This window comes from Micromonospora zhanjiangensis, from assembly GCF_042650605.1.
In the GTDB taxonomy this organism is placed as follows: domain Bacteria; phylum Actinomycetota; class Actinomycetes; order Mycobacteriales; family Micromonosporaceae; genus Micromonospora_J; species Micromonospora_J zhanjiangensis.
This window is the reverse complement of record NZ_JBHSBN010000026.1, coordinates 44,654-57,324: the sequence shown is the minus strand read 5'-3', so window position 1 is coordinate 57,324 and position 12,671 is coordinate 44,654. Positions and strand designations below refer to the sequence as shown.

Here is a 12,671-nt window from a genome sequence, read left to right as displayed (position 1 = left end):
CACGGCACGCTCCTGAACCGGGGACAGGTCAAGCGCGAACGGATACGCCTGCACCACCCTCACACCCACCACCATCGGCAAGGGGTACGACACTCCCACCAGCACACTCACGCCCCTGACACTCCTGCCGACCAGCATCAGAGTTGAGTCTACTCCACTCAAGTCTTTCTCGACCACGCTCCACCAGTTCGGCGCTGGCGAGCATTCGAGCGATTCATCCCTTTTCAGCCTGCCAGAGTGACTGATGACACTCCTCGGATCAGCCGGTCTGCATGGCCCGGTACCGGGCCGGTGAGATCCCGTACCGCTCGACGAACACCCGGCGCAGCGTCTCAGCCGTACCGAGGCCGCACCGCAGGGCGATCCTGGCGACCGGCAGTGACGTGCCGACCAGCAGTTTCGCCGCGGCCTCGGCACGGGCCCGCCGGACGTACCGGGCCGGCGGATGGCCGAGATGGGTCAGGAACAACCGGTGCAGGTGCCGCTCGCTGACACCGACCCCGGCCGCCAGCGCCGCCGGGCTCAGGTCGCCACCCGGGTCGCCAATCACCCGCTCGACCACCCGCCGGACCAGGTCGTTCCGGGGCACCGGAGCGGCGGTGTGGATGCTCATCTGCGCCTGGTTCCCCGGCCGGTGCAGGTAGGTCACCATGTGCCGGGCCACCTCCTGGGAAAGCTCGAAACCGTGGTCCTCGGCGACGAAGGCCAGGGTCAGGTCCAGCGCGCTGGTCACCCCGGCCGCGGTGGCGACGTCGCCGTCCCGGATGTAGATCGGATCGGCGTCCACCGTGACCTGCGGATAACTGGCGGCCAGCCCGGCCGCGTACCGCCAGTGGGTGGTCGCCCGCCGCCCGTCCAGCAGGCCGGCGGCGGCCAGCACGCTCGCGCCGGTGCACAGCGACGCCACCCGGCGGCTCTCCCGGGCCAACCGCCGGACGTGGCCGACCAGGCGTAGGTCGGCGGCGGCCCGCAGGTGTCCCAACCCGCCGGAGACGATCAACGTGTCGAGCGGGCCGGCCGCCCGCTCCAGCGCGACCTGACCGAGCAGCGTGAGACCCGAGGCGCAGGTGACCGGGCCACCGCCGGGAGCGGCCACCCGCACCCGGTAACGGTCCGCGAGCGCGCCGAGTTCGTTGGCCATCGCCAGTGCCGTGGTCACGCAGGCGATGTCCAGCAGTTCCGCGTCGTCGTACCCGACGACGAGCACCAGCCTTCTGCCCATCGGCCACCCCCCCGCTCGACCCGCCCGACCACGAGAGTGCCGTGGTGACAGCGACCACCGCAACCAGGATGGAGCCCCGATGCGCCGACCCATGCCCACCCTCGCCCCGGCCGGCCCGCACCCCACTCCCCGGCCTGAACCGGTACGCGACCTGGTGGCGGCGGGTTGGTTCGGGCACGCGGTCTGGGACGCCGCCCACCATCGGGCCCGTCGGGTGGTGCCCCGGGGTTACGCACAGTGGTGCGGCGTCGTGGACCTCCTGGGCACGGCCGCCATTCTCCTGCTGCCGTGACTCGTGCGGGGACGACGTGAGGAACGCTCGTCGCGCCGGGTACGGTGATCGACGTGCGAGTACGGGTGGAACAGACAGCACTCCCCGGGATCGGGGTCCGGCACGACGTCGTGACCGGGTCAGGCCTGCGCGTCGGCGTGGTGACTCACCGCAACGGACGTCGGAACCTGGTCCTCTACGACCGGAGCGATCCGGACAGTTGCGTGGCGGACATCCCGCTGACCGACGACGAGGCCGAGGCGCTCGCCGACATCCTGGGCGCCTCGCTCATGCTCGGCCAGCTCTCCGGGCTGCGCCAGCAGGCCGCCGGGCTGCTCACCGAGCAGATCTCGATCCCCGCCGGTTCCCCGTACGTCGGACGCCGGCTCGGCGACACGAAGGCCCGCACCCGCACCAGCGCCTCCATCGTGGCGGTGCTGCGGGAGCGGGAGGTCATCGCCTCGCCGGATCCCACCTTCCGGTTCGCGGCCGGCGACGTGGTGGTCGTCGTCGGTACCCGACAGGGGCTCGACGGCGTCAGCAAGATCCTCGCCGACGACGACCCGGACGGCTGAGGCGCATGCACGAAACCACCATCCTGCTGATCGAGGTCGGCGCGCTGCTGCTGGGCCTCGGCATGCTCGGCCGGCTGAGCCGGCGGATCGGTCTGTCCCCCATCCCGCTCTACCTGCTCGCCGGGCTGGCGTTCGGCCACGGCGGGCTGCTACCGCTGAACGCCAGCGAGGAGTTCTTCGCCGTCGGCGCCGAGATCGGCGTCATCCTGTTGCTGGTCATGCTCGGCCTGGAGTACTCGGCCACCGAACTGGTGGGCAACCTCCGATCCGCCGCGCCGGCCGGCCTGATCGATGGGCTGCTCAACGCGCTGCCCGGTGCGGCCTTCGCGCTGCTGATGGGCTGGAACTGGGTCGCCGCGGTGGCGCTCGGCGGCATCACCTGGGTGTCGTCGTCCGGTGTGATCGCCAAGGTGCTGGCCGACCTGGGCCGGCTCGGTAACCGGGAGACCCCGGTGATCCTGTCCGTCCTGGTCATCGAGGACCTGGCGATGGCGTTCTACCTGCCGCTGGTGACCGCGGTGCTGGCCGGCACCGGCCTGATCGGCGGTGGCATCGCGCTGGCCGTGGCGGTCTGCACGGTGGTGGTGGTGCTGGTGGTGGCGATCCGCTACGGCCACGTCATCTCGGCGATGTTCTCCGCCAAGGACCCCGAGGCGCTGCTGCTCGGCGTGCTCGGCCTGACCCTGCTGGTGGCCGGCGTCGCCGCAGGCCTGCAGGTGTCGGCCGCGGTGGGCGCCTTCCTGGTCGGCATCGCGCTGTCCGGCCCCGTGGCGCACAACGCGACCGAGCTGCTGTCCCCGTTGCGGGACCTGTTCGCCGCCGTCTTCTTCGTCTTCTTCGGGCTGGCCACCAACCCGGCCGACATGCCCCCGGTGCTGCTGCCGGCCCTCGGCCTGGCCGTGGTGACGATGGCGACCAAGGTGGTTACCGGTTACCTCGCCGCCCGGCGGGTGGGCATCGCGCTACCCGGCCGGCTGCGGGCCGGGCTGGGGCTCATGCCACGCGGCGAGTTCTCCATCGTCATCGCCGGCCTGGCGGTGGCCACGCCCGGCATCGAGCCACGGTTGGCTCCGCTGGCGACGGCGTACGTGCTGATCACCGTAGTGACCGGGCCGCTACTGGCCCGGGTGCCGGACACCGCGTGGTTCAAGACCCGGATACGGCGGCTGGCCGCGCGACGGGCCGAACCGGTGCCGGTCGACGTCGGTGCAGGTCGATGACCGGGATGTCCGGCCTCGGGACGTCCCGAGTCTGGAAACTCCCGAGACCGCCTCTTCCCCAGTTTGCTCCGGCAAGCTAACCTGCCGCATCAGATAGCGGTGCGCGTGCCGAGGAGTCGCGCTCCGCAACGGCGAGCGGGAAGGTCGGCCCGTTGAGCGTGCAGCAGTCGGGGTTCCAGGGGTTTGCCAATCCGGTGGACCCGTCTCCCGCCGAGCTGCGCGCCTGGGCCTACGAACCGGACTCGGTGCCGCTGCAGTCGATGCCGCAGGACTGGGATCTGCTGGTCGCCGGTGACCGGCTGGTCCCGACGTTGTTCGAGCTGGCGATGGACCGGTCCTGCCCGGCCCGCCGGTTCGCCCTGCACTGCCTGTACATCTACGCCGCGGACGGCATCCGGACCAACTTCCGGGCGCACCCCCGGCGCCGGCTGCGCAAGCTGGTCGAGCAGGCGGAGCAGGCCGGCGACGAGCTGATGACCACCTGGGCGCACAACGCCCGGATGCTGCTGGCCCGGCCGGACCTGTTCAACTACCACGACTGGTGCGAGGGCGGCCTGGTCCGCCAGGGCAAGCGCCTCGGCTGAGGCGGGTCCGGGCCGGGAACACCCGCGGACGCGTGGGCCGGGACCGGGACGCACCTGGGCCGTGGCCCGGAGGCGCGCGGGCCGGGACCCCCCGTGGATCCCGGCCCGCGCCATCAGCCCCCCGGCCGACGTCATTTGTCGCTGCCGCGATCCTTGACCTCGTTCGCCCGTACCCGGGCCTGGTCCTGTCCCTTGTCGACCTGGTCGGTCAACTGGTCGACCTTTTGCCCGGCAGCCTCGGCCGCCTTCGCGGCTCTCTCCTTGGCCTTCTCGGCCACTCTTCTGACGGAATCGCCGCTCACGCTTCTCACCCCACCTTTAGCCCGTAATGGGAAAAATCGGACTATTCCCAGGTTATCCCAGTCGGCGGGTTCGGGAAGGGGAAACGCTCAGCCTCGTCCGCCGGGCCCACCGTCGGCCGACGGACGCGGCCGGGCGCCGGGCGGCTGGGACCGCATGCCGGCGGCCTGGGAGCGCCAGACCACCAGCGCGGTGGAGGTCCGGGTGGTCGGCACCAGGTCCCGGCGGGGGAAGGCGGCCAGCGATTCCAGCTCGGCGACCCGCTGGTACGCGACGTCCAGCTCGGCCCGCAGCTGGGCCATCTGCCGCTGCATGCGGTCGACCAGTTGCTCCAGCTCGATGATCCGTTTGATGCCGGCCAGGTTGACCCCGTCCTCCTGGCTGAGTCGCTGCACCTCACGCAGCAGCACCACGTCCCGGACGCTGTACCGGCGACCGCCGCCGGCCGTACGGCCGGGCTGGACCAGGCCCAGCCGGTCGTACTGGCGCAGCGTCTGCGGGTGCATGTTGGCCATCCTGGCCGCGACGGAGATCATCAGCACCTTGGCGTCGGACGCCTGGGCGACCGAGATGACGAACTCCTCGACCATCATGGGAGCACCTCCGGGAATGACCGGCTAACTGAACCGACGTACGCGGGCGTCGAGATGTTCCCGGTCGGCGCCGGGAGTCTGGGCGGCGAACGCCTCCAGCGTCTCGCGCGCCTCGGCGGACAACCGGCCGGGGACCGTCACCTCGACGGTGACCAGCAGGTCGCCCGGCTCACCGTCCCGCCGGGCCACACCCTTGCCCCGGGCCCGCAGGGTCCGGCCGCTCGGCGTACCCGGTGGCACCCGCAGGGTCACCGCACCGTCCATGGTGGGCACCCGCAGGTCGGTGCCGAGCACCGCCTCGGCGAAGGTGATCGGCACGGTCAGGGTCAGGTCGGCACCGTTGCGCCCGAACAGCTCGTCCGGACGCACCTTCACCAGGACGAAGAGGTCACCGGCCGGTCCACCCCGCTCACCCGGCTCACCACGCCCGGCGAGCCGGATCCGCTGCCCGTCGGAGACCCCGGCCGGGAACCGCACGTTGAGGGTGCGGGTCTTGGTCACGCCACCGGTGCCCAGGCACTCGGGACACTTCTCCTCGACCACGGTGCCGACGCCCTGGCACTCGCGGCACGGCTCGGAGAAGCTGAAGGAGCCCTGGTTACGGGTCACGACGCCGGCGCCGTGGCACTCCGGGCAGGCCCGTGGCCGGGTGCCCGGCTTGGCGCCGTCACCGTGGCAGGTGTCGCAGACGCCGGGCGCGCGCAGGCTCAGCGGCAGGGTGACGCCGCGCACCGCGTCGCCGAAGTCCAGCACCACCTCGGCCTCGACGTCCCGGCCCCGGGCCGGCCCTCGGGCCCGCCCGGCGTTACCGCCGGAGAAGATCGAACCGAACAGGTCGGAGAAGCCGGCACCGCCGAACCGTCGGTCACCGGCACCGGGCTGTGGTTGCGCGCCGGCACCGAACAGGTCGGAGACGTCGAACGGGAAGCCGCCCGGTTGCCCGGCCGACCGGGCGTTGCGCCGGAACGAGCCGGAGCCGAAGAGCGAGCGCATCTCGTCGTACTCCTTGCGCCTGCGCTCGTCGGACAGCACGTCGTACGCCTCGGAGACCGACTTGAAGCGGTCCTCGGCCTCCGGGTTGCCGGGGTTGTGGTCCGGGTGCAGTTCCCGGGCCAGCTTCCGGTAAGCCTTCTTGATCTGGTCCGAGGAGGCGGACCGGTCCACGCCCAACGCGGCGTAGTAGTCCTTCTCCAGCCAATCCTTCGAGCTCATGCCGGCACACCACCGCACTCGCTCACTGGCGTCCTCCTCACTCGTGTCGTGATCGAGGCGCCCACCCGGGCCGGCCGGGCCGGCGGGGTGGGCACCTCGATCACGCCAATTGCCCTATTCAGGATCGGCCACCGCGACCAGCGCGGCCCGGAGCAGCCGTTCGCCGAGCAGGTAACCCCGCCGCATCACGTCGACGCAGGTCGGCTCGGTCACGTCGGCCGAGGTCAGGTGCGCGACCGCCTCGTGCCGGGTGGGGTCGAACGGGTCGCCCTTCTCGCCGAACGCGGTCAGGCCCAGCTTGCCCACCACGGCGGTGAGGTGCTCGGCCACCGCGCCGAACGGTCCGACCAGGTCGCCGTGTTCGCGGGCCCGGTCGAGATCGTCGAGGATCGGCAGCAGTCCGGACAGCACCGTCCCGGTGTTCTGCTCCGCGACCAGTCCCCGGTCCCGGTCGACCCGCTTGCGGTAGTTGGCGTACTCCGCGGTGACCCGCTGCAGATCCCGGGTCCGCTCGTCGAGCTCGGAGCGCAGGGCCTGCAGCTCGGCACCGAGGCCGGCAGGCCGCTCCGGTGCCGGTACGTCGACCGGCTCGGCCGGGGCGTCGACCACCGGGCCGTCACCACCCGACCCGCCGGCCGCCTCGGTCTCCGCCGCCTTGGCGGTCTGCGCCGAGTCCTCGGCCAGCGCGGTCTCCACCGCCGAGGAGTCGACCCCGGCGGGCGCCGCCTCGGTCGACTCGGCCGGGTCCGGCTGTGCGTCGGCGGCCCCGGCCGAGGACTTCGCCTCGTCCGGGTCGGCGGCGGCCTCGGCCCGGTGGGCCCCGCCGCCGTCGCCGTCGGTGCGGATCTTCCGCTTGTTCCGGATGACGACGCGCTCGGCGGCCTGCTCCTTCGCCTGGCCGGCTGTCGCGGAGCCACCCGGCGTCGACCCGGTCGTCTCCGGGTCGGCGGCCCGTGGCTTGTCCGTCATGCGACTACCTCAATCCGTTGGACGTCTGAACTGAACCCTGGCGAACCAGGTTCCTCGGAAACGCGGGAGGGCGACACGTCACTTCTTGTCGTCCTCGTCGACGATCTCCGCGTCCACCACGTCGTCGTCGCTCTTGCGCGCCCCACCGGTCGCGCCGGCACCGGTCGCACCGGCGGTGCCACCGGCCGCACCGGCGTCCCCGCCGGCCTGCTGCGGCTGCTCCGCCTGCTGGGCGTAGAGCAGCGAGCCGGCCTGCTGCGAAACCTGGGCGAGCTTCTCGTGCGCCGACTTGATCTTCTCCAGGTCGGAACCGCCCAGCGCACCCCGCAGGTCGCCCAACGCCTCGTTGATCTGGTCGCGGTTCTCCGCCGGGAGCTTGTCGCCGCTCTCGGCGAGGAACTTCTCGGTCTGCCACTGCAGCTGCTCGGCCAGGTTGCGGGTCTCCGCCTCCTCGCGCCGCCGCTTGTCCTCGTCGGCGTGCTCCTGGGCGTCGCGCATCATCTTCTCGATGTCGTCCTTCGGCAGGGCGGAACCGCCGGTGATCGTCATCTTCTGTTCCTTGCCGGTACCGAGGTCCTTGGCGTGGACGTTGACGATGCCGTTGGCGTCGATGTCGAAGGTGACCTCGATCTGCGGGACGCCGCGCGGCGCCGGCGGCAGACCGGTCAGCTCGAAGGTGCCGAGCTTCTTGTTGTACGAGGCGATGTCCCGCTCACCCTGGAACACCTGGATCAGCACCGACGGCTGGTTGTCGTCGGCGGTGGTGAACACCTCGGAGCGTTTGGTCGGGATGGTGGTGTTGCGCTCGATCAGCTTGGTGAAGATGCCGCCCTTGGTCTCGATGCCCAGGCTCAGCGGGGTCACGTCCAGCAGCAGGACGTCCTTCACCTCGCCCTTGAGCACGCCGGCCTGCAGCGCGGCGCCGACGGCCACCACCTCGTCCGGGTTCACGCCCTTGTTCGGCTCCCGGCCGGTGAGCTGCTTGACCAGCTCGGAGACGGCCGGCATCCGGGTCGAGCCGCCGACCAGGATCACGTGGTCGACGTTGCCGACCTTGATCCCGGCGTCCTTGATGGCCTGCTCGAACGGGCCCTTGCAGCGGTCCAGCAGGTCCTGCGTCATGCGCTGGAACTCGGCCCGGGTGAGGGTCACGTCCAGGTGCAGCGGCGACGAGGGCGCGCCCTCGGTGGCCGCCGGACCCGCCGTGATGTACGGCAGGTTGATGCTGGTCGTGGTCGCGGCGGACAGCTCGATCTTGGCCTTCTCGGCGGCCTCGCGCAGCCGCTGCATCGCCATCTTGTCCTGGGACAGGTCGACGCCGTGCTGACCGCGGAAGGTCTTGACCAGGTGCTCCATGATCCGCTCGTCCCAGTCGTCGCCACCGAGGTGGTTGTCACCGCTTGTCGACTTGACCTCGATGACCCCCTCGGCCAGCTCCAGCAGCGACACGTCGAAGGTGCCGCCACCGAGGTCGAAGACCAGAACGGTCTGCTCCTTGGAGCCCTTGTCCAGCCCGTACGCCAGGGCGGCGGCGGTCGGCTCGTTGACGATCCGCAGCACGTTGAAGCCGGCGATCTCACCGGCCTCCTTGGTGGCCTGCCGCTGTGCGTCGTTGAAGTAGGCCGGGACGGTGATCACCGCGTCGGTGATCCGCTCGCCGAGGTAGGCCTCCGCGTCCCGCTTGAGCTTCATCAGCGTCCGCGCCGAGATCTCCTGCGGGGTGTACTTCTTGCTGTCGATGTCTACGGTCCAGTTGGTGCCGATCTCCCGCTTGACCGAACGGATGGTCCGGTCCGGGTTGGTCACCGACTGGCGCTTGGCGACCTCACCGACGAGCACCTCACCGTTGCGGGCGAACGCGACGATCGAAGGAGTCGTCCGCGAGCCCTCGGCGTTGGCGATGACGGTAGGCTCACCGCCTTCGAGAACGCTGACGCAGGAGTTCGTCGTGCCGAGGTCGATGCCGACCGCACGTGCCATCTTCGCTTCCTCGCTTCGTTACTAGAGCAGGTGACGGGCACCGCCCGCAGCACACCCACCACAAGTTGAGTGGACCGGACTCAATAGTGCCACGATCACCGGTAACGTCAAGTCGACTTGAGCCAGACCGACGCAACCCGCCGCCATATTCGGACATCAGGGGCGATAGCCCGGACGGAGGTACCAGTTGTCTGCGGTGCATAGATCAGGCACGCTTTACCGATGACCACGCAGGGTGAGCCGGCTGTCCGATCCGGCAGGACACCCGTCGCCCCGACCGAACCGGACCTTCGGGATGCGTTGACCGGGTTGCGGGCGACGATCGCCGACACCCCGTACCCGTTGGCGCTGCCGTCGGCCGACGAGGCCCGACGGGTCGGCGCCGCCCTGGTCGGGCAGCTCGACGACTACCTCCTACCCCGGCTCGCCCGACTCGACGCCCCGCTGCTGGTGGTGGTCGGCGGCTCGACCGGTGCCGGCAAGTCGACCCTGGTCAACAGCCTGGTGCAGGCCCGGGTCAGCGCCACCGGCGTGTTGCGGCCCACCACCCGCTCGCCCGTGCTGGTCTGCAACCCGACCGACTCGGCCTGGTTCCGGCAGGGCGACCTGCTGCCCGGCCTGACCCGCACCTCGACGCCCAGCGACCGGCCGGACACCCTGCAACTGGTCGGGGCGCCGGCCCTCACCCCCGGCCTGGCCTTCCTCGACGCGCCGGACATCGACTCGGTGGTGGACGCCAACCGGGCCCTCGCCGCGCAACTGCTCGCCGCCGCCGACCTGTGGCTGTTCGTCACCACCGCCGCCCGGTACGCCGACGCGGTGCCCTGGGGTCTGCTGCGTACCGCCCGACTACGCGGGACGGTGATCGCGCTGGTCCTGGACCGGGTCCCGCCAGCGGCCGCCGACGAGGTGGCGACCCACCTGCGGGAGATGCTCGCCGAGCACGACCTGGCTGCGGCACCGCTGTTCGTGCTGCCGGAGACCGTCGTCGACGGACAGGGCCTGCTGCCCGAGTCCACCACGGCCGAGTTGCGTACCTGGTTCGGTCGACTGGCCGCCGACAGCGCGGCGCGCGGTTCCGTCGTCCGGCAGACGCTGGACGGCGCGCTGGGTGCGCTCAGGCCCGCCGTCGAAGGACTGGCCGACGCCGCCGACGAGCAGGCCACCGCCGCCGACGCCCTGGCCGAGCGGGTCCACGCCGCGTACCGCAACGCCCGCCAGACGGTCGCCGCCGGGCTGCGCGACGGCCGGTTGCTGCGCGGCGAGGTGCTCGCCCGGTGGCAGGAGTTCGTCGGCACCGGGGAGTTCTTCCGCACCTTCGAGGCCCGGATCGGCCGGTTACGGGACCGGATGGTGGCCGCGGTCACCGGCCGGCCGGCGCCGGACCAGCAGTTGCAGACCGCGATCGAGTCGCAGCTGGTCACCCTGTTGACGGGGGTGGCCGCCGACGCGGCCGAGCACACCCACAGCGGGTGGCAGGCGCACCCGGCCGGGGCCGCGTTGCTGGACCCCGCCCTGGGTCGGCCGGCCGCGGACTTCCCGGCCCGGGCCGAACGACTGGTCCGGGACTGGCAACGCGACGTCCTGGAACTGGTCCGGACCGAGGGCGGCGACAAGCGGTTCGTCGCCCGTACGGCCGCCTACGCGGTCAACGCCACCGGGCTGGCGGTCACCATCGCGGTGTTCGCCTCGACCGCCTTCATCCCGACCGGGCTGGAGGTGGCCACCGGCGCCGGCACCACGATCGCCTCGCAGGTGGTGCTCCAGGCGATCTTCGGCGACCAGGCGGTACGGACGCTCGCCGCCAAGGCCCGGGAGGACCTGCTCCGGCGGGTCGACGGGCTGCTCGACGAGGAGGCCGAGCGGTATCTGGCCCGGATCGCCGCCGCCGAGGTGGGCGCCGGACCGGGCGAACGCCTGCGGGCGGCGGCGGTCGCCGTCGAGCAGGCCCGCAACCACGCGCGACTGCGCGACGACGTGCCGCTGCGCCTGCCCGGAGACGACCGTTGACCAATATCGTTGACAAGATGCGTGACGCGTTGCGCCGCGACCGGTGGGTGGACGCCGACGCCCTGCTCGACCGGGTACGCGCGGTGGACCGGTTCCGGCACGAGGCCGAGGGCCACCTGCCGGACGATCTGCTGGTCGCCGCGCACACCGTGGTCGAGCGGGCCGGGACCCGGCTGGCGCTGTCCCAGGACCACACCGTGGTGGCGCTCGCCGGTGCCACCGGGAGCGGCAAGTCCAGCCTGTTCAACGCGCTGGCCCGGATCACCCTGTCCCCGGTCGGCGTCCGCCGGCCGACCACCGGTGTGGCGTACGCCTGCGTGTGGGGGGCACTGGACGGGGCGACGAAGCTGCTCGACTGGATCGGCGTACTGCCCCGGCACCGGTTCGTCCGGGAGAGCGTGCTGGACGGGGACGACGAGGCACCCCTGCACGGGCTGGTGCTGCTCGACCTGCCGGACTTCGACTCGGTGAAGCGGGCGCACCGGATCGAGGTGGACCGGCTGCTCGGCCTGGTGGACCTGGTGGTCTGGGTGGTCGACCCGCAGAAGTACGCCGACCGGGTGGTGCACTCGGCGTACCTGCGTCAGTTCCACCGGCACCGGGACGTCACGGTGGTGGTGCTCAACCAGTCCGACCGGCTGCCGCCGGCCGAGGTGCCCCGGGTGCTCGCCGACCTGCGCCGGCTGTTGGAGGCCGACGGGCTGACCGGCGTACCGGTGCTGGCCACCTCGGCGGGCGACCGGCCGGCGATCACCGACCTGCGCGCCACCCTGGAACAGGCCGTGGCCGAGCGCCAGGCCGCCCTGCTCCGGCTCTCCGGCGACGTGGACGCCGTGGCTGAACGGCTCGCCCCGGTCGTCGGAGCCGGCACCGACGTGGCCGAGGTGGACCGCACGGTGGTGCGGCAGCTCACCGCCGCGCTGGCGGCCTCGGCCGGCGTACCCGCGGTGGCCGACGCCGCCACCCAGGCGTACCGGCACCGGGCCGGCGCGGCGACCGGCTGGCCGCTGGTGCGGGGCTGGCGGCGGTTGCGGCCCGACCCGCTGCGTCGGCTGCACCTGCCCGGGGGCGGCTCGGCCGGCGACCCCGCGGCGACGCCGGTGCCACCGGCAGCCACCTCGCTGCCCGACCCGACGGTCGCGCAGCGCTCCGCGGTCGGGTTGGCCGTCCGGGCCGTCGCGGACCGGGCCGGGGCCGCCCTGCCGGAGGCCTGGCGTCCCGCGGTCGGCGCCGCCGCCCGGTCCCGGCTGGGCGACCTGCCGGACGCGTTGGACCGGGCGGTCGCCGGCACCGACCTCGGGCTCGGTCGGCGGCCGGTCTGGTGGCGGGTGGTCGGCGGCTGGCAGTGGTTGGTGACCCTGGCCGCGCTGGGCGGCCTCGGCTGGCTGGTCCTCGGCTACCTGCTGCGCGTGCTGGGGCTACCCGCCCTGGACTATCCCCGGGTCGGGGTGGTCCCGGTGCCCACCCTGCTGCTGCTCGGCGGGCTGTCGCTCGGCCTGCTGACCGGGCTGCTGGTGAAGCCGGTCACCGGCTGGGCCGCGGGCCGGGCCCGGCGGCGGGTGGAGAAGCGACTGCGGGAGGCCGTCCACACCGTCGGCCAGGAGTACGTGGTCACCCCGGTGCACGAGGTGCTGCGGTCGTTCGTCCGGGCCCGGGAGGCTCTCGCCGAGGCCCTGCCCGGCCGGTGAGCCACGCGCTCCTGATGACCGACGGGCGCCCCTCGGCGTAGGGTCGG

11 protein-coding genes and 1 pseudogene are annotated in these 12,671 nt (G+C 72.4%); 6 read left to right on the top strand and 6 right to left on the bottom strand.

The window, feature by feature from the left end:
* Positions 1-259 precede the first annotated feature (259 nt).
* Positions 260-1,222: a GlxA family transcriptional regulator gene (locus tag ACFOX0_RS27235; protein WP_377551205.1), complete on the bottom strand. Its 963-nt coding sequence runs from the start codon at positions 1,220-1,222 to the stop codon at positions 260-262.
* Positions 1,223-1,301: 79 nt separating this feature from the next.
* Between ACFOX0_RS27235 and ACFOX0_RS27230 the strand changes: the two genes are divergently transcribed.
* The 4 genes from ACFOX0_RS27230 to ACFOX0_RS27215 all read left to right on the top strand — a co-directional run bounded on the left by ACFOX0_RS27230 (position 1,302) and on the right by ACFOX0_RS27215 (position 3,872).
* Complete coding sequence (locus ACFOX0_RS27230; protein ID WP_377551202.1) at positions 1,302-1,514, top strand: hypothetical protein; 213 nt, start codon at positions 1,302-1,304, stop codon at positions 1,512-1,514.
* 53 nt (positions 1,515-1,567) lie between these two features.
* Positions 1,568-2,068 carry a cation:proton antiporter regulatory subunit gene (locus ACFOX0_RS27225; RefSeq protein ID WP_377551199.1) on the top strand — a complete coding sequence of 167 codons (501 nt, stop codon included), beginning with the start codon at positions 1,568-1,570 and terminating at the stop codon, positions 2,066-2,068.
* Positions 2,069-2,073: 5 nt separating this feature from the next.
* Positions 2,074-3,288 carry a cation:proton antiporter gene (locus ACFOX0_RS27220; protein ID WP_377551196.1) on the top strand — a complete coding sequence of 405 codons (1,215 nt, stop codon included), beginning with the start codon at positions 2,074-2,076 and terminating at the stop codon, positions 3,286-3,288.
* Between the two features lie 152 nt (positions 3,289-3,440).
* On the top strand, positions 3,441-3,872 hold the full coding sequence (locus ACFOX0_RS27215; protein WP_377551193.1) for a hypothetical protein: 432 nt from the start codon (positions 3,441-3,443) through the stop codon (positions 3,870-3,872).
* A gap of 131 nt (positions 3,873-4,003) precedes the next feature.
* Here the strand turns inward: ACFOX0_RS27215 and ACFOX0_RS27210 are convergent, their stop codons facing one another.
* From ACFOX0_RS27210 to dnaK, 5 genes and pseudogenes are all read right to left on the bottom strand, one after another.
* Positions 4,004-4,174, bottom strand: a complete 171-nt coding sequence (locus tag ACFOX0_RS27210) for a hypothetical protein (protein WP_377551190.1) — start codon at positions 4,172-4,174, stop codon at positions 4,004-4,006.
* Between the two features lie 171 nt (positions 4,175-4,345).
* Positions 4,346-4,762, bottom strand: a pseudogene (locus ACFOX0_RS27205) (heat shock protein transcriptional repressor HspR); the annotation flags it as partial.
* 27 nt (positions 4,763-4,789) lie between these two features.
* On the bottom strand, positions 4,790-5,977 hold the full coding sequence (dnaJ, locus tag ACFOX0_RS27200; RefSeq protein ID WP_377551187.1) for a molecular chaperone DnaJ: 1,188 nt from the start codon (positions 5,975-5,977) through the stop codon (positions 4,790-4,792).
* Positions 5,978-6,091: 114 nt separating this feature from the next.
* The gene (gene grpE, locus ACFOX0_RS27195; protein WP_377551184.1) at positions 6,092-6,946 is read right to left on the bottom strand and encodes a nucleotide exchange factor GrpE; all 855 of its coding nucleotides are present in this window, start codon (positions 6,944-6,946) and stop codon (positions 6,092-6,094) included.
* Positions 6,947-7,024: 78 nt separating this feature from the next.
* The gene (gene dnaK, locus ACFOX0_RS27190; protein WP_377551181.1) at positions 7,025-8,926 is read right to left on the bottom strand and encodes a molecular chaperone DnaK; all 1,902 of its coding nucleotides are present in this window, start codon (positions 8,924-8,926) and stop codon (positions 7,025-7,027) included.
* Positions 8,927-9,148: 222 nt separating this feature from the next.
* Between dnaK and ACFOX0_RS27185 the strand changes: the two genes are divergently transcribed.
* Positions 9,149-10,936 carry an ABC transporter gene (locus ACFOX0_RS27185; protein ID WP_377551178.1) on the top strand — a complete coding sequence of 596 codons (1,788 nt, stop codon included), beginning with the start codon at positions 9,149-9,151 and terminating at the stop codon, positions 10,934-10,936.
* A gap of 17 nt (positions 10,937-10,953) precedes the next feature.
* The gene (locus tag ACFOX0_RS27180; protein WP_377551175.1) at positions 10,954-12,624 is read left to right on the top strand and encodes a GTPase family protein; all 1,671 of its coding nucleotides are present in this window, start codon (positions 10,954-10,956) and stop codon (positions 12,622-12,624) included.
* Positions 12,625-12,671 lie beyond the last annotated feature (47 nt).